This window comes from Bacillus sp. TE8-1 (assembly GCF_008368855.1).
In the GTDB taxonomy this organism is placed as follows: Bacteria; Bacillota; Bacilli; order Bacillales; family Bacillaceae_G; genus Bacillus_A; species Bacillus_A cereus.
In genome coordinates this window covers 104,587-123,538 of sequence record NZ_QPET01000009.1, presented here as the reverse complement: position 1 = coordinate 123,538, position 18,952 = coordinate 104,587, and the positions used below count along the sequence as shown (strand labels likewise).

Sequence of the window (18,952 nt, the reverse complement as noted above, 5' to 3'; positions counted from 1 at the left end):
ACAAGCCACCTTCTGCCTGGAAGGTGGCTGTTTGTCGGCAAGTTGATAGAATGACTAAAAAAGGACAAACTCTCCAATGTGAGAAGTTTGTCCAAAAAGTTTTTTATGTTAACTATTTTTACACTAATACGAATAATAGTGAATTAGAATAATGACTTAATACTTGCTAAGACAGTAAGTACACCTACAATAATAACAAATACGTTGCTCATTTTCCCTTTGTATTTAGCTAATACTGGCACTTTTTGAATCGCATACATCGGTAATAGACATAAGATAGCAGCAACTAAAGGACCGCTTAGAGAATCAATAAGTCCAAGAATACTTGGATTTGTATAAGCAACAAACCAGCATGATAATACAACAAAAGTAAGAATTATTGTCTTAATTGTTTTTTCTTCAATATCTTTTCCACGTGATTTACCAAGCTTAATAATCATGTCACGCATTACTTCAAATGCTCCTATATAATGGCCAAGGAAAGACTTTGTAATAGCCACAAAAGCAATAATTGGAGCTGCAATAGTGATTACAGGCGAATTAAGCTCATTAGCAAGATATGAAAGAATTGATAAGTTTTGTTCTTTTGCCATTTTTATATCATCTGGAGTCAAGCTCAATGCGCTACTCCAAACGAAGAACATAACAACAGCGAATGTCATGATATAACAAACCTTTTGTATTTGCGCACATTTAGCATCAGTGGCTTCGATTCCATACGTAGCTCTCTGTTTCACAACAAATGATGAAATCATAGGTGAATGATTAAATGAGAATACGATGATTGGTAGAATCATCAATATCGTCCCAAAATAGCCTGTTCCTGTTGAAGCAGTTGAAACAGCTGAAAAACTAAGCATTGACGTATTCCACTGTGGAATTAAAGATATTGCGATAAACAGTAGAGAAACTATGAAAGGATACACTAACATACTCATTACCTTTACAGTAATATCTTGACCAAAATTCAGTATAGCGATAAGACCAAGAACTAATACAAGTGATAAAATAGCTCTTGGAGGTTCTGGCATGTGCAATTGATGCACGATAAAACTACTTGCAGTGTTTGTAAGCGCAACCGAATACATTAGTACGATTGTATAAATTGAACCGAAATATACGATGTTAAAAATGATACTCGCTTTATTTCCGAAATACTCTCTAATTGTACCTGTGATCCCCTCATCAGCAGAATTAGAAGCGTATATCATTTTAGCAAGTGCCCTATGTGAGTAGTACATAACTGGATATGCAAGCAATGTAATTAGTAGTAAAGATAATAAACCACCTGAACCTGCATTAATCGGTAAAAAGAGCACCCCTGCTCCAATTGCAGTTCCAAATAGACTGAGTGCCCATGTAGTATCCTGCTTATGCCACTTTTTCGGATCTGCATATTGCTCATTTTTTAGTGCGGTATTTTCAGCTTGAACTTCTATTTTCTTTGCAGTATTCCCGTTCATATAATAACTCCCCCTTGTATCTATTCCTGCATCTCTCTTTGCACCTAACAAATATTCCCTTTTCGGAAAATGAATTCCTTACAAGTTGCCCCACATTGTATGTCCTTCATCATAATGAATCCAAATTGAAACATTCGCTAATTAGCGTCCTAATATAATTGTTAGCGTTCACAAAAAAGTTTACTCGTAATATCCGCTCTTTATATAAAGACCCCTTAAGAGAACAATATAGAATAGACTTCATAAATACGTTGCAACATTTCTAATAACAGTGTATTACTTTAATGGTTTCTCTTTTTTACTTTTAAAAGTAATTTTAGCTAAACCGGCCTCTCTTCATTTGCGAGGCGTTTCTTTCTCAATTCTATACATTACTTTCATAACTTCGGTAGCACTGATGATATTGCTTACACAAGCCACTGAAGCACATTACATACATTTCGCCTCTAATCACACACCTTTCTTACTAATAATCGCATTTTTTATATTTACTCCAGAGATAATAAAATTTCTCTCGACGCCCTCATTATAACGTGTATATTTATAAAATTAATATTTTTATATTTTCAGAAATATTAAAGGGGAATAATTTTATATGGATAATATTTTACAGTTAGCATGTAGCCATTGTTTTTATCGCTTAAAGCTGAATTAGTTAGTAAAAAAATACAATAATACATTGTTTTTCTAGGTGACTTATTATAAAGATACTTATATCCCCTTTTATCAAAAAATTTTATTTTAAACATAAAAGATATTCTAATAAATAATTAATGTAGGTAAAAAGAAAAAAATCCCAAAATACAAAAAACCAAATTTTAGGATATATATTATTAATATTGAATTCATATACAATTTAAAAAGCTACACTGAGCAAAAAACAAAAAAGCTGCCCCATATGGACAGCTCATTTACATAATTATCGTTATCAGGACTACACAAACAAATCACTTCAATATCATCTTAATTGTAGTTTGTTCGGCTCTTCTTCAGGGATATCTCTATGTTTGTAATGAATCGTTTTTACATCATTTCCTTTTATGCGAAAAGTAATTGTGTCCTCTCCATAAGGCGGATTGTGTGCACCCTCAAAAGTTTAAATTTTAAAATCCCTCATTAACTAGCTCTTTTATCGAGTTTAATTTTGAAGAAAGCTCGATAAACCATTCTTCATCCCCCGTTAATAATGCAAGATCTATAAGATAAAGGATTTGTTCCTTATTTATTACCTTTGATTCAGGGAGTTTGTTAACGTGTTTACTAAAGAGTAAAATCGCTTCGTTTATTGTGTACTGGCCGTCACGTTTCACAATACTAACTGTAACTATATCCTCTACATCATCAAGTGATACAATATAACCAACTATTAATTCACCTTCATTTGATATTCCACGAACCCAATCTCCTACTTTTAAAACATGATTATTATTTGACATCATACCGTTTCACCTTCCTATAAATATTTTTTGTGACGATAAAAAAGATATAAAAACAAATTATACTGTAATATTTTTCATTACATTTAAGTGTTAAGAACTCACGGCTATATAATAATTAAGCCGCTTAACGCTCTTGATTGATAAGGTCAACAACTTCTTTCATTGTATAATTCTTTAAGTATTCACCTAGATGCTCTTCAGCACCTAAGAAAATAGCGAAAAGAACTTTTCGCATGTTCGAACCTACAACACACTGATTGTTTGATTCTGGACACTTCGGCTGCAAAGCACCTTCAGAGGTTATCTGATAAATATGCCAAAGATTAATTTCATCTAAATCGCGAGCGAAAATAAAACCTCCACCAGTTCCCTCTTTCGATTGTATAAACTTATGTTTTTTTAACAAACTTAGTACTTTGCGAATGCGTACTGGGTGAACACCTGCACTTTCTGAAATAGCATTACTTGTTGACATCCGGTCTGGCTGTAAAGCTAAATAAGTTAAACTGTGTATGGCCAAGGTAAAGTCGCTGTTCATTGTTTTCCTCCTACAATCAAAAATATTGTTTCTCCTATATTAACATACTGTAGCCATAAACATTACAGATAGGTTAGTTGAACGTTAAAATATATAAGAACCACTCTTAGCATAAAGAAATAGATTCCATAACTTCATTTAGCTTTTTAAGTTAAAAATACATTTAAACACTCCACTGTTTCTTCACTTGTTCTTCTGCCAACTGTTTAATTTTTTTCCATATCGTATCTTTATTCACAATAACATTTGTTTGATAATTTCTATCGTTATAATTAACTGTAACGCATACTTCTATCATTTCCTTCTTCCTCCTTTCATACAAATTTCTTATCTATATTTAAGTCCTGAAAAGTCTTAGATTTAGTTAAAGCCTCTAAAGTGTAACTTCACTTTTTAAATCATCCAATTTAAAAGCCCCACTGTTTTTTGACTTGTTCTTCTGCCAATTGTTTAATTTTTGTCCATATCGTATCTTTACTTACAATAACATTTGTTTGATAATTTCTATCGTTATAATTGACTGTAACACATACTTCTATCATTTTCTGCTTCCTCCTTTCATACCACTTTCCCTAAAAAATATTACTTATTAATTAGCCAACTTTTGCAGTTCAATGTTTAAAAATGTTCGGACGCTACGTGGTAAAAATTTGCGAATTTCTTCTTCGTTAAAACCAATTTGCAATCTTTTTTCATCCAGCATAATCGGGCGACGCAACATTAGTGGATGCTCAATTATTAATGTATAAAATTCATTTAGCGAGAGCTCATCAATATTTATATTTAAGTCCTGAAAAGTTTTGGATCTAGTTGAAATAATTTCAGTAGCCCCCTCTTCAGTTAAACGAAGAATCGATTTAAGCTCATCAACTGTCATAGAATTTGATACGATGTTTTTTTCAATATAATCAATTTGATGCTCTTCAAGCCATGCTTTCGCTTTTCGGCATGAAGCACAGCTTGCTGTTGTATATAGAATTACCATATTTAACTCACTCCTTTAATGTTATTAAACGTACATTTTAAAGATCGCTTATTGAAATGTATTAAAAAAAATTACAGTTTAGAATCAAATTCACATAATGTTAGTTATTCAGCAATGTTTCATTTATCTCTATTATTCATGCTACATTTTACAGACGTTAACATCTCACTTTTAAAAATCTTACTGTAATTTTAAACTTTACAGTTCAATTAATCAACTGTTAAGTCTTGGATTAATTTTAATAACACAACAAATTATTCTCATGTAAAATTCTCCATAGCATGATGGCTCCTTCAAAGCACATTTCACGCATTTCTTGCTTACAAGTGCTATTATGGATTATATTCATCCTAATAAAAAGTACGTACTTTAAAGTGTTATAGGTACTAAAAAGTAACATATGCATTTTCAAGTGCCATTCTGCTTATTTCTCTCTTACATCGGTTATTATGACCGATATTTAGCACAATAAATAGTACGCACTTTAAAGTGGTATAGGTACTAAAAAGAAATAATTTTAGTATTACAACGGATATAGGCTCACAACTGTATTCTAAATTCATCAAAGGAGTTTTTTTATGAAGACATATAATATTCCTGTAGAAGCGACTTTAGAAGTTATTGGTGGGAAGTGGAAGGTTGTTATCCTTTGTCATTTAAAAAAAGGAACAAAAAGAACGAGTGAATTAAAACGTTTAATGCCTGGTATTACGCAAAAAATGTTAACGCAACAATTACGGGAACTAGAAGAAGATGGTGTAATCCAAAGGAAAGTATATGACCAAGTACCACCGAAAGTAGAGTACTCTTTAACGGATTACGGTTCGTCTTTAGGAGCTATACTTGATTCCCTCTGTTCCTGGGGAGAAGTTCACCTTGAAAAAACCGGGAACACATCCATGCTGATTACTGCTGATGAATCATAACTGTAGAAGACATAAAATAGGTTGAGACAATACTTGCCTCAACCGTTTTTTATGTCTCTTTATAATTTTTTGCCGTAATGACTGTTTCAAACTCAAAGGTTTCCGGTAAATGATCTGCGTAAGAATATTCAAAAGTTCGTCCATCCGTTAAGTAAGCTACTTGCTCAACTCGCATTAGGAAATCCTGATTTGTTAAGTTCATAAACTGCTTTTCCCTATCATCTGGGCGAATTCCTTTAACCCTGACAACAGATGTCCCTACTTCAAGACCAAGTTTATTTTGAATATGTGAGTATATCGACTCCTCTAAAACAGAAGCCTCAACACCTGGGATAACCGAAATTGGCATCCATGTATGCTCCATAATCGTCGGAATGCTGTGAATGATGCGAAGGCGAATGATTTTATAGACGAAATCACCAATTGAAACTCCCAATTTCTCAGCAACTACTTCATCAGCACCTACAATCGCAAACTCGATAATTTTACTTTCTACCTCACTACCGTAAACAGCTTTCGTACCTGTTAAAGTTTGAATCATTCGTGCCTTTTCCTGCTGATGCCAATCTTGTACCACGGTTCCACTTCCGCGCCGGCGGATAATGTAGCCGTCTCTTACTAATAGATCCAGCGCTTTTTTAATCGTAAGTGCTGAAACATCGAATTCTTCAGCAAGGACGGAGCTACTCGGAATTTTTTCGTTGATTTTATATTCACCGTCTAAAATTTGCTGTTTAATCTTTTGATAAATGCCGAGGTATTTTACTTGTGTTGATCCGCTTGCCATTTCCATACCTCCTTTATACTGCAAACCCTCTTCTATTCATTCAAATGTAAAGCCTCAAGTTTGTAAACTGAAGGTGATGGGGCAGCAAATCCGTTTTCCAAGATTTCAATATTCGTTACTGCTTCTTCATCTTTCACAAGTTTTGGTGCACCATTTACAATTGTGTTATACGCTGCATCATAGAAACGACCGTAATCACCAAGCGGCGTTTTAATTTGTTTTTCAATCCAGTCACCATTTGCATTACGATATTTAGCAATTCCATAATACATCGGTGAATCTTCACCAAATCCTGCACTCTCAGGCATAATACCCGCTTTCAAATCATTTTCCTGCTGATCTTCACCATATTTAATAAATGATCCATTTGTTCCATGAACGATAAAGCGTGGATAATCTTTCGCTACGACATGGTTCGTTTTCAACTTAATCTTCAACTGATTTCCGTAATGTAAACCAACATCGAAATAGTTATCAACCGCACCGTCCATTTCATTATTACGAATATCGTATGTCACCGTATCTGGACGGCCGAATAGTGAAATCATGCGGTCCATCGTATGAATACCTAAACTATAAAATGAACCTTCTTCTTTTGGAGCTTCATGAGTGATTGAACCAGGACGGAAATAATCAATATGTGATTCAATCTCAATAATATCGCCAAGGAATCCTTGTTCAACTACTTGCTTTACAGCTAAAAAATCACCATCAAAACGACGGTTTTGATAAGGCATAACGACTACACCTTTCTCTCGTCCTAAAGCTAATAATTCTTTCGCATGTTCTACTGTATCGCAAAATGGTTTCTCAACGATAACTGATTTTCCGGCTAATATAACTTTTTTTGCTAATTCATAATGCGTATGTGCTGGCGTACAAATCGTCACAACTTGAATTTCTTTGTCATTCAACAATTCGTCTAAATCAGTAGTGAAGTAAACACCTTTTTCCTCATATGGAGCCGCTAATTTTTCATTTATTTGACGTACAAAAATTGTTTTTACTTTTATATTATTACGTGTCTTTAGATAAGGTAGGTGATAGCGGTTAGCTGATTTTCCAAATCCAATAAAGCCCATTGTTAATGTCATGTTCTTCAACTTCCTTGCTCATAAATTTTCGTTTCTACATTTATTATATATTTTTATCTTTAAAAGTATATAGTTTTAATTTTAAAATTATATATCAAAAAGTCGAGATAGAAATCATTTTCTGATTCCCATCTCGACTTTACGTTATAGACTTATATCCTATCATCATTTTATTTATACTCAATGACTTGAGAGCTACTTGGTTACATGCTCTTATTCATACATATAAGAACGTGTCATCGGAATTGTATCATTAATCCCTTTTGTAAATACAAATTGATGTAAATCAATATTGCCTGTAAAGAACGAAGCTGCACATGCATTTAAATATAAACGCCACATGCGGATAAATCGCTCATCTTTCGTTTTACGAACTTCCTCTAGTACGTTTTCAAAATTTCGAGCCCAATGTTGTAATGTTTTTCCGTAATGTCTACGTAAGCTTTCTACATCCACAATGAAAAATTGTTCGTTTGTCATGTTCGTGATTAATTCGTTCACAGCAGGAACATACCCACCAGGGAATATATATTTTTCAATCCAACCATTCGTAGCACCACCATTAGCCGGAGAAGTAATGCAATGCAGCAGAGAAATCCCGCCATCATTTAGTAGTTTGTTAACTGTTTCAAAGTATTGCGTAATGTTGTCTTTTCCAACATGTTCGATCATACCTACACTAACAATTTTATCAAATTTATGATTCTTAATATCGCGGTAATCAAGTAAAGATACTTCAACTAAATCCGTAAGTCCCTCTTGTTTAATTCGCTCAGAAGTCTTAGCATATTGTTCCTCACTTAACGTTACTCCCATCGCTTTCACACCGTACTGTTTAGCGGCAGCTGTAATGAGTTCACCCCACCCGCAACCGATATCTAATAGCGTATCACCTTTTTGAAGGTTCAACTTTTTCAAAATATGATTCACTTTATTATGCTGCGCTGTCGTTAAAGAATCTTGCTCATTTTGGAAATATGCACAAGAATATGTCATTGTTTCATCAAGCCATAATTTATAGAAATCGTTCCCAATATCATAATGATGAGCAATATCATCTTTATTTTTTTGTTTTGAGAAATTCCATTTACTTTTGAAATATTGCAACTTACTATCACCTAAAAAGCTATCCTGCCTTTTATAAATAGATTGAATTGCTTTTTCAAGGTTACCCTCTATTTCAAGATCCCCATTCATATATGCTTCACCGAATGCAATAGAAGGATCCTTAGCGATTTCTTTTTTTGAAAGTGGCTTATGGAATGTTAGATGAAATTGAGGTTCCCCTTCGCCATATTGTATTGTTTCTCCATTCCAAAGTGTAATTTGAACTGGATCTGAAAAAAGATTTTTGAGTATTTTTTTATAAAAAAGTTCTTCAACCATAAAAACATCTCCTACTAAAAAATTGAACAAAAAACTATACTAGTTAATAAGTCTTTTTGAACATAGCTTAAAATCTTTATGACTTCTTGCTACGAGTGTCATTATAAAACGGTTATATTATGAAGCATAGTACGTACTTTAAAGTGATGTAGGCACTTTTAAGTACCTATGACTGAAACAGGTCCTCAAAAATTTTACTTTTCATCATAACAACTTTCTAAAGTTTTAAAACGAAAAACACCACCTCGTCATTAGGTGGTGTTTTCAATATTACATATAGAGATTTCACTTAACTTCTGTGTTTTTTCTATCTATGCATCGTTCTCCCCACGCGGTTAATTGATTTAATACATTTTGTAAAGACCACCCATAATCGGTTAGGGAGTATTCTACTCGAGGGGGAATTTCTTTGTAAATTTCACGTGTAATCACACCATCTTCTTCCAGCTCACGTAGTTGCTGCGTTAACATTCTAACAGAAATTTCAGGCATCAAACGTTGTAACTCACTCGTTCGCTTCTTCCCTTTTGTTAAGTGACATAAAATAACGACCTTCCACTTTCCCCCGATAATTTCTAAAGTTGCTTCTATAGGTATATTATATTGTTTCACGCGATCTCCTCTCCTTTTTTATAAATTCCTTCTCTATTGTTACGTAAAAATAAATAATTTTCTATACGGCACATTTTAGTTCCTACAGCACAAAAAAGTACCTATATTACAAAAAAGTAATTATGCTGCTTAAAAATCTCCCTCTATACAAAAAGAAAAAACGAACATATTCTCGTTCGTTTTTTCTTTCTTTATTTAGCTGCTGTTATAAGCATAGACGTGTTACCATTCTTTTCAAGATGATTTTCTCCCCAGTTACAAAGAGAATCGAGTATAGCATCTAAAGAATGACCGTATTCGGTTAACGAATACTCTACTTTTGGCGGCACTTGGTTATACACTTTTCTCTCGATTACACCATCTTCTTCTAATTCACGTAATTGTTGCGTTAACATCTTTTGTGTAATACCAGACATTAATTGTTTTAATTCGCACGTTCTCTTTTTGTCTTTCTTTAAATGACAAAGGATAACTACTTTCCACTTTCCACCGATAACCTCTAAAGTTGCCTCTACAGGAATATTGTATGTTTTCATATAAAAATCTCCTTTAATAATTTTATAAGACAAATAAGCTAAAATATTTAAATATTACTTTTAAGTATCTATAGCACCTTAAAGTACGTACTTTTTATTGTATTAAACATGTTTCATAATAGCATACGTAAACAGCAGATGAGTAGTACGGCACCAAAAAGTACCTGTATTACTTTTTAGTATCTATATCACTTTAAAGTACGTACTTTTCATTATGTAAAATACATTTCATAATAGCATTTGTAAGAGTTGAGTAAGTCATGCAGTATTAGAAATAACCTTTTGGTACCCGTACTTTAAAGTGAGTATTTTTATCATACATTTTGTCAGACGATGAAATGACATGTTTTCATTTTCACATCCATTTACAATGATGAATTCATTTTTAAATACATTTTAGGAGGATATCTATAATGAGTAAATTACTAAAAGAAAAAATCGGTTTTGGTACAGCACCACTAGGAAACATGTACCGTAATATTCCTGAAGAAGAAGCAATCGCTACAGTGGATGCTGCTTGGGAGAATGGCGTTCGTTACTTTGATACAGCTCCACTTTATGGATCTGGCTTAGCGGAGATTCGTCTTGGTGAAGCACTATCAAAAAGAAATCGTGATGATTACTTTTTAAGTACGAAAGTAGGTCGAACTATTTCGGATGAATTAGAAGATCCATCTGCACGTGATTTAGGTGAAAAAGGCGGACTTTTCGAATTTGGTCGCAAAAATAAAATGATCAATGACTATAGCGCAGATGCAACACTTCGTTCTATCGAGCAAAGTTTGAAACGTTTAAAAACAGATCGTCTAGACTTTGTTTTCATTCATGATTTAGCACAAGACTTTTATGGTGATGCGTGGATTTCACAATTTGAAATTGCTCGAACAGGAGCATTCCGTGCGCTAACACGTTTACGTGAAGAAGGAGTCATTAAAGGCTGGGGGCTTGGAGTAAACAAAGTAGAATCAATTGAACTTATGCTTGATTTAGAAGAAGCGAAACCAAATATATCCTTATTAGCTGGTCGCTATTCATTATTAGACCACGAACGTGCATTGCAACGAGTAATGCCTGCATCTGTAAAGCATAATATGGATATTGTTGTTGGTGGCCCATATAGCTCAGGTATTCTTGCTGGAGGCGCTCACTTCGAATATCAAAAAGCATCGCCAGAAATTATTGCAAAAGTTGAGAAAATCAAAGCTCTTGCAGATCGTCACGAAATCAGCATCAAAGCTGCTGCATTACAATTTTCACTAGCCAATCCAGCAGTTGCTGCTGTTGTTCCTGGTGCAAGTAAACCGGAACGCATTGTAGAAGACCAAAATGCCTTAAATACAGTAATTCCAGCAGCATTCTGGGAAGAAATGCGCGAACAAAAACTAGTAGCACCTAATGCACCACTACCAATCAACGTAAAATAATTTGAAACCTTAATGAGTGGGGTCATCCCCACTGATTATTTGCTCGCAAATATCGAGATAAAAAGGAGCGTAATGAACATGGCACATACTACTACATCTATGGAAATTTTTTCTTCACCTGAACAAGTATGGCAATTAATCGGAGGTTTCAACTCCCTTCCAGACTGGTTACCTTATATACCTAGCAGTAAATTAACTGAAGGCGGTCGTGTACGTCATCTAGCTAATCCAGATGGCGATACAATTATAGAACGATTAGAAGTATTCAATGATAAAGAGCGCTACTACACGTATTCAATCATGAATGCACCGTTCCCAGTCACTAATTATTTATCTACAATCCAGGTTAAAGAAGGTACTGAAAGTAACACATCGTTAGTAGAGTGGTCTGGTACGTTCACTCCTGTTGAGGTTAGTGATGAAGAGGCAATAAATCTGTTTCATGGTATTTACAGCGATGGACTGAAAGCATTACAGCAAGCATTTCTAGATTGATTCATGTAATTGATTGAGACAAAAAAGTAAATTAACAGTCAAATATTCGATTTTTTTAGTTAAATCCATTATAAAAGATAAACAAATACAAATTTCATGCCTGCTTGTTAATGACAAGAAATAAAAAATACTACCTCCAAATGGAAGGTAGTATTTTTTTATTAATCAGGAAAAACAATTAATCCCTCTTCTTTTTCCTCCTGTTTTAAATCTTCTTCTGGGAAGGTTACAGTTGAATTTTTATCACCTGTTCTTTTTGTTTCTTCACCTGGAAATACGAAAGTTGAATTTTCTTTTCCTTCATTTTTTTCTACGTTATCTGGAAATACCATAGGATCATTGGTAGTCAAATCACTATGAAATCCAAGGTTAGACAAAATTGCTTTTAAATCTGGTAAAACCCCTATTTTATCAGATGATGGGTTATTAGACTTTGTGCCTGTATTAGGATTACTTAAAATTGCTCTCAATTCTTTTGGTGTATATGCCTTACCTAAATGTTCTTTAGCAATCCCTTGAATCGATACAGCAGCCCCAGCAATTATAGGCGAAGCGCTAGAAGTACCACGGAAATTAGAAGTATAACGATTAGTTATGTTCTGATCTGTAACTTTTTGTCCTTTACTATTTTGATTTTGATATGTATCTAATGTATCAACATACTCTCCCCAACCATATACATCAATTCTACTACCATAGTTAGAGAAAGCTAAACGTTTATGAGGAACTCTTGCAGTAGATGCTCCCACTATAATAGCTCCTGAATCTTTAAAGTCTTGACTGTTTCGATTTAAAATCTGTTTACCATTACGGTCTTTAAATTCATCTAAATCAATCCCACCATTACCAGCTGCTTCTACAATAATAATGCCTTTATCTGTACCTTTGCGAATTGCGTTAAATATACTCGGGTATACTTCTACTGGTAAAGGGTCATCTCCATATCCATCATATTTAAAGGATTCTTCTATTAATAAAACATCTCCAGCCTGTAAAGAATCTACGGCACTTAAAATAGCATCTCTTACATCAATTCTCCCATTGTCTCGGATCACTGAAATTACTTTTGCCTTTGCTTTTGGTGCAATTCCAATGTTCCCAATCCCATTGTCAGCTGCAGAAACAACACCTAGAACTGAAGTACCATGAGAAAGATCATTACTCATTTTTCCAGACATAAATTCAATATTTTGACCGACTAAATCTTCATGATTTAATAACCAGCCTTCTTCCAAATCTACAAAAGTTGCCCCCTGACCATTCCCTCCTTTAATTCCCCAAGCATAAGGAGCATTAATTCCTAAAGGTGCCTCTTCAAGATATCCCTGTCTCGAAAATCTAGGTTCATCATAAGGATTGACTGATGATAATACAGGGAATCTCGAGCCAGTTGTTGTATTTATACTCTTATTAGAACGAACTTGTATTTTACTAGAATCGTCATTAGCAGCATGTACTGTATTTGTTACAAATGTCGTACCTACCCCAGCAAAAGTTGTAATTGCAAGTGATGATATCAACATACCTTTAAAATTTTTCATTTTTCCACCTCTAGTTTTCTATTAGAAATAACATATTTCATAATGTGTATGAACCGAAAAGCATTTTATCTTATTATAAAAATTAATAGATTTTTATAACTTTTTGATTTACATAAAAACTCCCTTCATTCTTGTAATTCAATGTGTACATTTCAAAATAACAAACTCACTGTAACTATTATAGTTACACCTTTATTGATTTTCAACTACGAAATATAAATTTTTAAAAATAAATTTATATTACTTTAAAACAGAACTCGCCTTTTAAGCACATAAAGTGAAACTTTAATCAGTGGGGTTTTTGTTCATCCCCCACTGATTATTAGCCCTCACTAATGGGGCGTTTACGGACAGTTAATGCGGGATAAAAACGCAAAATATCTGTCCAAATTACAGCGATCATTAAGTTTATGGACTGCGAAAGAAATACGAAAAAGCAAAGCACTAAGTGCTTTGCTCCTTATAAAATCCCTTTTAACTTTTCACCAATTAACTTCGCTACATACTCATAACCTTCTGGCCCAAAGTGTAACCCATCTTTTTCATCATTTTCTACAAACCTTTTATAATCCCGTTCTTGAATCATTTCAGCATATACATTTAGAAAATAACTTCCTGTTTCCCTCGCCACTTCCTCTACTACGTCTGTATACTGACCGAGCACTTTATTGGTTCTATTGTACTGTCTTTCTTCATCAACTGGTGCAGGACTAATAAGTAGTATTTTATCTGAGGAAACCTGGTTCACAATCTTCTCTAAGTTTTCTTTATATGCTTGTAATGACACTTGAGAAAAAGAAACTGCATCATTCGTACCAAGAAAAACTGTTACGAAATCTGGTTTATATGATATTACATCTTCTTCAATCCTATTTAACGCATCAAATGTATTATCCCCTGGAACACCTGCATTCACTACTTTCCAATTTGGAAACATTGCTTGTAACCTTGGCGTTAATCTCGGTGTTCCATCAAAAAACGTCTCATCAGCTGTAATGCTATCGCCAAAACATACTAACGTTTTCATTAGGCTTGCTCCCCTTTTTACGTATGAAATAATTTACCTTCTAATGCTCCAATATATCTTTCAGCAGAACGTTCAACTGCTTCATTTGCATTTTCTTTTACTACTCGATGAAAAGCGTTGTATAAACGATTAAACTGTAACGGCTTCACTCGATTCACCATTTCTTCCACTTTTCTCGCTGGTAGTGGAATTAAGTTTGGATAGCTGTACATGAAGCTTACCCACCGCTCATCTGCTACAACTTGAATAATATCACCTGTTAACAAAATTCCTTTTCCGTCATTACCTTCTTCCCAATGTAAGACAGATCCACCTTTAAAATGTCCCCCTAAACGATGAATGACTAATCCATCAGCTAATTGTAAAGACTCACCAGACCAATAAATAATACGACTACTCGGACGCATCACCCACTCTTTATCATCTTCATGTATATAAATTGGTACATCAAATGTCTCTGCCCATTCTACTTGCGTTGAATAATAATGAGGATGAGACAATGCAATCGCATCTAATTCGCCAAGCTCTTTTATTTTCATAATTGTCGTTTCATCTAAATACGTAATACAGTCCCACAGTAAACGATATGACTCTGTTTTCACTACAAATGCCGTTTGACCGATCGCAAATCCTGGTTTTGTCGTAATACTATAAAGTCCATTTTCCTCTTCGATTATTTCATTTTTATATGTATCACCAATTTGTAAGCTTTCTAGTGTCGTCCAAGATTGTCCTTTTGGATTCACATATTGCCTCTCTTCATCACAAATATGACAACTCACCGGTTCTTCTACACTCGCTGCATACTGCACGCCACACGTTGTACAAACGAAATTTTTCATCATAATTTCCCCTATCCCTATATTTTTATTAAGCTGACTTTTGTTGATAATGATCTGCTTTTTTATTTTCAATCATTAAACTTATAAAAGTAAGTAAATAGACAACTGTAACCGATAATGGAATTACAGTAAATACTTTTTCTGCAAAAAGAATCCCGCAAACTGACGTTACAAATACAGTCCCTACCGACAATAAACCATAACTTTTACTTTCATAAATCCATACGTACGGGATAAAATGAACACCTATTAACATTGCTACTACAAAAGGTAACCATTCTGGAAATTGAAAATAGGCAAGTAATACAAGTGGAATATTCAATACATTTATCCCACCAATTAATCCAGCCAAAATCCCTAACGGATTTCCTTTCGCAAACATATCAATTTTCAATATAGCAGCTATCATTAAGCCAAAAGGAAACACACAGCCCATACCGATTAAATATACCCACACTACTTGTTTTTCAGAAAGAACAAATCCCGTTATACTCATAACTACCCAAAATAAAACGCCGGCTAATATAATCGGTAGGCCTCTCTTCGTTTTTATTGCTAAATCCTTTTTCGCTTCTGCAACATTCATCTCACCATCTCCCCTAAAAATATTAGTGCTATATAGTCGTCTTAACTTCGCCCATCCAATAACGCCAAGCTGCTAAGTAACCTTCTAAATCTTTCGGGTGGTGCCGTAAACATGTATCTATACGCAAATATAAGCCTATGACTATTTCTTCATATAAATCACGGGCTTTCTTATGAAATACACATTGTTTCATCGCATAATGAATTGTTTCTTTTGTTAAATCTTCTGGAGTCGAACAAAACGCGTAAATTAAATCGTATATAGGATCTCCTAACACTGGTAAAGGATCAATTACACCGTGCAGTTTATTCTCTTGAAATATAAAATTATGAAATCCGAAATCACCATGCAATAAAAATGGCTGATTTATTCCAGCGTCCCTATTCGCTAACTTAAGAACCGTTCTATACTCTTCTTCACTTATGTAACGCCTTACATTTTCATGAGCTTCTATCACATTTGTTGTTAAAAATTCACTCCAAGATTGAACGAGATTTTCTTTCCATCCCCAGCCATCAACCTCTGTAGCTACTTCATACTCATTGATAACTTCTTTTACAAGTTTACAAAGAACACTCCGTTTATAGCCTAGTTTGCAAGAAGTTGTGCCCTCAAGGAATGAGTAAACAATATAGCGATTTAAAGGTTCCTTATATAAAAGCTTTGGAAATAATTCGTCCTTTTTATAAAACTGAAGAAAATAAGCTTCTTCACGTATGACATCCGATTCATTCAACTTTACAACGTATTGTTCATCTAACAAATATATAGTACTTGCCGTTCCCCCGTTTAATGCTTTTACGCTATTTGGATAATGTGAAATAACTTTTTCCTTAACTAGTTGTGCAGTGATTATTGAAATGTCCATTCTCTCACCCTTTAATTCGGAAGATTCCCTTAATTCAAAAGACAACTTTACTATTATTTGACAAACGCAAGGGAAATCCTCCCAACCATCCTAATATAACAAACAACAATTTTATTTTATTACAATGGCTTTCTTCCATATCTCATTTATGATAACGTGATTTTATCACTCTAAATGCTCTTCATATACTCTAATAATTTCTATTGCAGGGTCTATGTCTTGTAATTTATGAGCCAAACTTTCTACACCAAACACTTCTGTAAACGTATGACTGCCTACAATTAAATTAATCCCTTTAAATTTCGCATGTTGCACTGTATATAATGTTTTTTCACCTGTTATGTACGTGTCACACCCTTTTTCTAATGCACGTTCAATCAAATTTGTATTGTTTCCTGCACCGGTTAAAATCGCAATCCGTTTTACTGGTTTATCGTGATTTCTCCAGCTCTTCACTTTCTCTTCCATTTTTTCTTCAAGTTTTCCAACTAAGTTTGAAAAAGGAATCGCTTCTTTATATTCTCCTATTCCCGGTAGTTCTTCTTCCTCATACGTGGAATATTCCAGTATTTTATCTATCCCAATTCCGTTAAATAACGATGTACACGTGCCAAACTTTACAAAATCTAACGGCAAGTGAATCCAAAAATGATTCATTTCATATTGCTTCAATTTCTCAATACAAGCCTCTTCCATACCAAATAAAAAACTCCATGGTGCATGATGTGTAACTATCATATCGACTCCATTTTTATACGCTTCTTCAATCGTCTCTAATGTCAAATTTGTTGTGTAACCGATTTTGTGAAATTCATCTTTACTTATATGAGTAAAACCATATTCATCATCGCCGTATTTATGAAGGTCCTCTCCAAATAGTGATGTTATATGTTCGTTAAACTGCTTTATATTCATTTTATTTCTCCCTTCATTTACTTTTATATTTCATAAATAAGGAAATACTAAATTACAACGTTACATACATATAGGAGGACACATATGAAACCTGAATTTTTAAAAGCTGTACATGATGCCATTGGAAATATTGAACACATTCATATAGAAGAAAGCGGTGCTGACAGCTTACTTATTCATCATGATGATGCACAGCAATTACAACAAGTTGCTGTGGCGTTAGAAAATAATAATTTCCGCTCCGCTTTAAGAACAACTGGAAATGCTTCGTACATTGAAGTATTGAACAGATAATAAAAGTCCGGATGTATTCCGGGCTTTCTTTTTATCCCGCTATTCACTGGGCAGTAAGAGCCCCACTGATTAAAATTTCACTTTATATCGAAATTTCAAACTCTTTCACATACACCGCTGTTCCAGCAATATCTATTTGTAACTTTTCGTTTTCTATCCCTTTCGTTACATAAACAGTTACACGACCATCTTTATTTATTTCCTGTCCTTGCTCAACGATTAAACCCAATTCATGTTCAAAATCTTTCTCTAAATACTCCGCATAATACGCTCCCATTACACCTGAAGCTGTTCCTGTCACTGGATCTTCAATCGTCCCAGCGTAAGCTGATGAAAAATGACGGCCGTGCATTTGTGCTAGTTCATCATAAGTTTCTAGACAAATTGGGTGAATAGAAGCATTAGGTATTTCTTTTAATACTGATGGAAATGCAGCATTATTAGGTTTCATTCTCTCACATGCATTAAGATTTTTAATCGGTACAATTACAGTCCAATTACCAGTACTTCCATATACAATCGGTAAACTTACATCTAAATCATTTACTTCTAAACCGATACTATGAGCTAATTCTTCTTTTGAACCTGTAAATTCTTTAAACTGAGGTGCTGCCTGTCTCATTTTAATAAAGGGTTCTCCATTTTTATTTACACCTATTTGTATCGGTAAAATCCCAGCCTTCGTTTCAATCGTAAGGTTACTTTTCTCTTCTAATAAACCTTTTTCGCGCAAGGCATATATCGTCCCTACTGTCCCATGACCACATAAATCCATTTCAAAACCAGGTGTAAAATAGCGCATTCTTATATCTCCTACTTCTGAGGAAAGAACAAAAGTTGTTTCGTTATATCCAACTTTTTCAGCAATAATTTGCATTTCCTCTTCCGTTAATCCATCTGCTTCTAATACAATACCTGCTGGATTTCCCTTATTTGGTTTATTCGTAAATGCGTCGTAATGAAATACGTTTATAGTCTTCATTTTCTTTTCCCCTTATTTGTCCATTTCTTTATTTTTATAATCAATAAGAAAATTGATCTAACCAACTTTCATAATCATCATTTTGGAACGGACGGATCATCAGTCTCTCTGTCTCTACCTGTAATAGCGGTAGCTTCATTTATATCTCTTCCCTCAATTGTTTTTTGAATATTCTTTATTATATTACACAAAATACAAAATCTAGTAAATCA

At 34.0% G+C, this 18,952-nt stretch carries 22 protein-coding genes and 2 pseudogenes; 4 read left to right on the top strand and 20 right to left on the bottom strand.

Annotated features, from left to right (window positions below; all coding sequences use genetic code 11):
* Positions 1-143: 143 nt before the first annotated feature.
* The 7 genes and pseudogenes from DN404_RS07170 to spxA form a co-directional block, all read right to left on the bottom strand.
* Positions 144-1,463 carry an aromatic amino acid transport family protein gene (locus DN404_RS07170; protein ID WP_149214893.1) on the bottom strand — a complete coding sequence of 440 codons (1,320 nt, stop codon included), beginning with the start codon at positions 1,461-1,463 and terminating at the stop codon, positions 144-146.
* A 958-nt stretch (positions 1,464-2,421) separates the two neighbouring features.
* Positions 2,422-2,559 (bottom strand): annotated as a pseudogene (locus tag DN404_RS07165) (DUF3888 domain-containing protein); the annotation flags it as partial.
* A 7-nt stretch (positions 2,560-2,566) separates the two neighbouring features.
* The gene (locus DN404_RS07160) at positions 2,567-2,902 is read right to left on the bottom strand and encodes an IDEAL domain-containing protein (protein WP_000987462.1); all 336 of its coding nucleotides are present in this window, start codon (positions 2,900-2,902) and stop codon (positions 2,567-2,569) included.
* 124 nt (positions 2,903-3,026) lie between these two features.
* Positions 3,027-3,440, bottom strand: coding sequence for an Rrf2-family transcriptional regulator SaiR (saiR, locus tag DN404_RS07155; RefSeq protein ID WP_001083465.1), 414 nt, complete (start codon positions 3,438-3,440; stop codon positions 3,027-3,029).
* Positions 3,441-3,603: 163 nt separating this feature from the next.
* Positions 3,604-3,738 carry a BA3454 family stress response protein gene (locus DN404_RS07150; RefSeq protein WP_023522572.1) on the bottom strand — a complete coding sequence of 45 codons (135 nt, stop codon included), beginning with the start codon at positions 3,736-3,738 and terminating at the stop codon, positions 3,604-3,606.
* Between the two features lie 109 nt (positions 3,739-3,847).
* Positions 3,848-3,982 (bottom strand): BA3454 family stress response protein, encoded by a 135-nt coding sequence (locus DN404_RS07145; RefSeq protein ID WP_029440937.1) that lies wholly within the window; start codon positions 3,980-3,982, stop codon positions 3,848-3,850.
* A 47-nt stretch (positions 3,983-4,029) separates the two neighbouring features.
* Positions 4,030-4,425: a transcriptional regulator SpxA gene (gene spxA, locus DN404_RS07140; protein ID WP_000236189.1), complete on the bottom strand. Its 396-nt coding sequence runs from the start codon at positions 4,423-4,425 to the stop codon at positions 4,030-4,032.
* Positions 4,426-5,003: 578 nt separating this feature from the next.
* On the opposite strand from spxA, the gene DN404_RS07135 reads away from it, so the two are divergent.
* Positions 5,004-5,351, top strand: coding sequence for a winged helix-turn-helix transcriptional regulator (locus DN404_RS07135; protein ID WP_000860832.1), 348 nt, complete (start codon positions 5,004-5,006; stop codon positions 5,349-5,351).
* A gap of 49 nt (positions 5,352-5,400) precedes the next feature.
* Here DN404_RS07135 and DN404_RS07130 read toward each other — a convergent pair whose 3' ends face one another.
* From DN404_RS07130 to DN404_RS07110, 5 genes are all read right to left on the bottom strand, one after another.
* Complete coding sequence (locus tag DN404_RS07130; RefSeq protein WP_016123066.1) at positions 5,401-6,138, bottom strand: GntR family transcriptional regulator; 738 nt, start codon at positions 6,136-6,138, stop codon at positions 5,401-5,403.
* 32 nt (positions 6,139-6,170) lie between these two features.
* Positions 6,171-7,232: an oxidoreductase gene (locus DN404_RS07125; protein WP_016123067.1), complete on the bottom strand. Its 1,062-nt coding sequence runs from the start codon at positions 7,230-7,232 to the stop codon at positions 6,171-6,173.
* Positions 7,233-7,445: 213 nt separating this feature from the next.
* Positions 7,446-8,618 carry a cyclopropane-fatty-acyl-phospholipid synthase gene (locus DN404_RS07120; RefSeq protein WP_149214892.1) on the bottom strand — a complete coding sequence of 391 codons (1,173 nt, stop codon included), beginning with the start codon at positions 8,616-8,618 and terminating at the stop codon, positions 7,446-7,448.
* A gap of 285 nt (positions 8,619-8,903) precedes the next feature.
* Positions 8,904-9,230, bottom strand: coding sequence for a winged helix-turn-helix transcriptional regulator (locus tag DN404_RS07115; RefSeq protein ID WP_006924211.1), 327 nt, complete (start codon positions 9,228-9,230; stop codon positions 8,904-8,906).
* A 191-nt stretch (positions 9,231-9,421) separates the two neighbouring features.
* Positions 9,422-9,766 carry a winged helix-turn-helix transcriptional regulator gene (locus tag DN404_RS07110; protein ID WP_016123069.1) on the bottom strand — a complete coding sequence of 115 codons (345 nt, stop codon included), beginning with the start codon at positions 9,764-9,766 and terminating at the stop codon, positions 9,422-9,424.
* Positions 9,767-10,179: 413 nt separating this feature from the next.
* Here DN404_RS07110 and DN404_RS07105 point away from each other — a divergent pair, with 413 nt between their 5' ends.
* Entirely contained in the window at positions 10,180-11,190 is a 1,011-nt protein-coding gene (locus DN404_RS07105) for an aldo/keto reductase (protein ID WP_000040527.1), read from the top strand.
* 78 nt (positions 11,191-11,268) lie between these two features.
* Positions 11,269-11,685 carry an SRPBCC family protein gene (locus tag DN404_RS07100; protein ID WP_000951538.1) on the top strand — a complete coding sequence of 139 codons (417 nt, stop codon included), beginning with the start codon at positions 11,269-11,271 and terminating at the stop codon, positions 11,683-11,685.
* A 161-nt stretch (positions 11,686-11,846) separates the two neighbouring features.
* On the opposite strand, the gene DN404_RS07095 is transcribed toward DN404_RS07100, so the two are convergent.
* From DN404_RS07095 to DN404_RS07070, 6 genes are all read right to left on the bottom strand, one after another.
* Complete coding sequence (locus DN404_RS07095; RefSeq protein ID WP_000787685.1) at positions 11,847-13,226, bottom strand: S8 family peptidase; 1,380 nt, start codon at positions 13,224-13,226, stop codon at positions 11,847-11,849.
* 460 nt (positions 13,227-13,686) lie between these two features.
* Positions 13,687-14,253 (bottom strand): SGNH/GDSL hydrolase family protein, encoded by a 567-nt coding sequence (locus DN404_RS07090; protein WP_016098750.1) that lies wholly within the window; start codon positions 14,251-14,253, stop codon positions 13,687-13,689.
* Positions 14,254-14,270: 17 nt separating this feature from the next.
* Positions 14,271-15,098, bottom strand: a complete 828-nt coding sequence (locus DN404_RS07085) for an MBL fold metallo-hydrolase (protein WP_012593290.1) — start codon at positions 15,096-15,098, stop codon at positions 14,271-14,273.
* Between the two features lie 25 nt (positions 15,099-15,123).
* The gene (locus DN404_RS07080; protein ID WP_149214891.1) at positions 15,124-15,681 is read right to left on the bottom strand and encodes a DUF7010 family protein; all 558 of its coding nucleotides are present in this window, start codon (positions 15,679-15,681) and stop codon (positions 15,124-15,126) included.
* Positions 15,682-15,709: 28 nt separating this feature from the next.
* Entirely contained in the window at positions 15,710-16,549 is an 840-nt protein-coding gene (locus tag DN404_RS07075) for a phosphotransferase (RefSeq protein WP_069604223.1), read from the bottom strand.
* Positions 16,550-16,714: 165 nt separating this feature from the next.
* A complete protein-coding gene (locus DN404_RS07070; RefSeq protein WP_006924228.1) occupies positions 16,715-17,464 on the bottom strand; it encodes a Nif3-like dinuclear metal center hexameric protein in 750 nt (249 codons plus the stop codon).
* An 84-nt stretch (positions 17,465-17,548) separates the two neighbouring features.
* On the opposite strand from DN404_RS07070, the gene DN404_RS07065 reads away from it, so the two are divergent.
* On the top strand, positions 17,549-17,758 hold the full coding sequence (locus DN404_RS07065; protein WP_000801642.1) for a hypothetical protein: 210 nt from the start codon (positions 17,549-17,551) through the stop codon (positions 17,756-17,758).
* 82 nt (positions 17,759-17,840) lie between these two features.
* Here DN404_RS07065 and DN404_RS07060 read toward each other — a convergent pair whose 3' ends face one another.
* Positions 17,841-18,740 (bottom strand): PhzF family phenazine biosynthesis isomerase, encoded by a 900-nt coding sequence (locus tag DN404_RS07060; RefSeq protein ID WP_006924229.1) that lies wholly within the window; start codon positions 18,738-18,740, stop codon positions 17,841-17,843.
* 46 nt (positions 18,741-18,786) lie between these two features.
* Positions 18,787-18,879, bottom strand: a pseudogene (locus DN404_RS30735) (GNAT family N-acetyltransferase); the annotation flags it as partial.
* Positions 18,880-18,952: the final 73 nt, after the last annotated feature.

Coding starts and splice junctions, on each gene's coding strand:
- DN404_RS07150 (WP_023522572.1), bottom strand. CDS start 3,738: ATGATAGAAGTATGCGTTACAGTTAATTATAACGATAGAAATTATCAA.
- spxA (WP_000236189.1), bottom strand. CDS start 4,425: ATGGTAATTCTATATACAACAGCAAGCTGTGCTTCATGCCGAAAAGCG.
- DN404_RS07090 (WP_016098750.1), bottom strand. CDS start 14,253: ATGAAAACGTTAGTATGTTTTGGCGATAGCATTACAGCTGATGAGACG.
- DN404_RS07120 (WP_149214892.1), bottom strand. CDS start 8,618: ATGGTTGAAGAACTTTTTTATAAAAAAATACTCAAAAATCTTTTTTCA.
- DN404_RS07160 (WP_000987462.1), bottom strand. CDS start 2,902: ATGATGTCAAATAATAATCATGTTTTAAAAGTAGGAGATTGGGTTCGT.
- DN404_RS07095 (WP_000787685.1), bottom strand. CDS start 13,226: ATGAAAAATTTTAAAGGTATGTTGATATCATCACTTGCAATTACAACT.
- DN404_RS07065 (WP_000801642.1), top strand. CDS start 17,549: ATGAAACCTGAATTTTTAAAAGCTGTACATGATGCCATTGGAAATATT.
- saiR (WP_001083465.1), bottom strand. CDS start 3,440: ATGAACAGCGACTTTACCTTGGCCATACACAGTTTAACTTATTTAGCT.
- DN404_RS07170 (WP_149214893.1), bottom strand. CDS start 1,463: ATGAACGGGAATACTGCAAAGAAAATAGAAGTTCAAGCTGAAAATACC.
- DN404_RS07060 (WP_006924229.1), bottom strand. CDS start 18,740: ATGAAGACTATAAACGTATTTCATTACGACGCATTTACGAATAAACCA.
- DN404_RS07130 (WP_016123066.1), bottom strand. CDS start 6,138: ATGGCAAGCGGATCAACACAAGTAAAATACCTCGGCATTTATCAAAAG.
- DN404_RS07125 (WP_016123067.1), bottom strand. CDS start 7,232: ATGACATTAACAATGGGCTTTATTGGATTTGGAAAATCAGCTAACCGC.
- DN404_RS07105 (WP_000040527.1), top strand. CDS start 10,180: ATGAGTAAATTACTAAAAGAAAAAATCGGTTTTGGTACAGCACCACTA.
- DN404_RS07135 (WP_000860832.1), top strand. CDS start 5,004: ATGAAGACATATAATATTCCTGTAGAAGCGACTTTAGAAGTTATTGGT.
- DN404_RS07110 (WP_016123069.1), bottom strand. CDS start 9,766: ATGAAAACATACAATATTCCTGTAGAGGCAACTTTAGAGGTTATCGGT.
- DN404_RS07100 (WP_000951538.1), top strand. CDS start 11,269: ATGGCACATACTACTACATCTATGGAAATTTTTTCTTCACCTGAACAA.
- DN404_RS07075 (WP_069604223.1), bottom strand. CDS start 16,549: ATGGACATTTCAATAATCACTGCACAACTAGTTAAGGAAAAAGTTATT.
- DN404_RS07145 (WP_029440937.1), bottom strand. CDS start 3,982: ATGATAGAAGTATGTGTTACAGTCAATTATAACGATAGAAATTATCAA.
- DN404_RS07080 (WP_149214891.1), bottom strand. CDS start 15,681: ATGAATGTTGCAGAAGCGAAAAAGGATTTAGCAATAAAAACGAAGAGA.
- DN404_RS07085 (WP_012593290.1), bottom strand. CDS start 15,098: ATGATGAAAAATTTCGTTTGTACAACGTGTGGCGTGCAGTATGCAGCG.
- DN404_RS07070 (WP_006924228.1), bottom strand. CDS start 17,464: ATGAATATAAAGCAGTTTAACGAACATATAACATCACTATTTGGAGAG.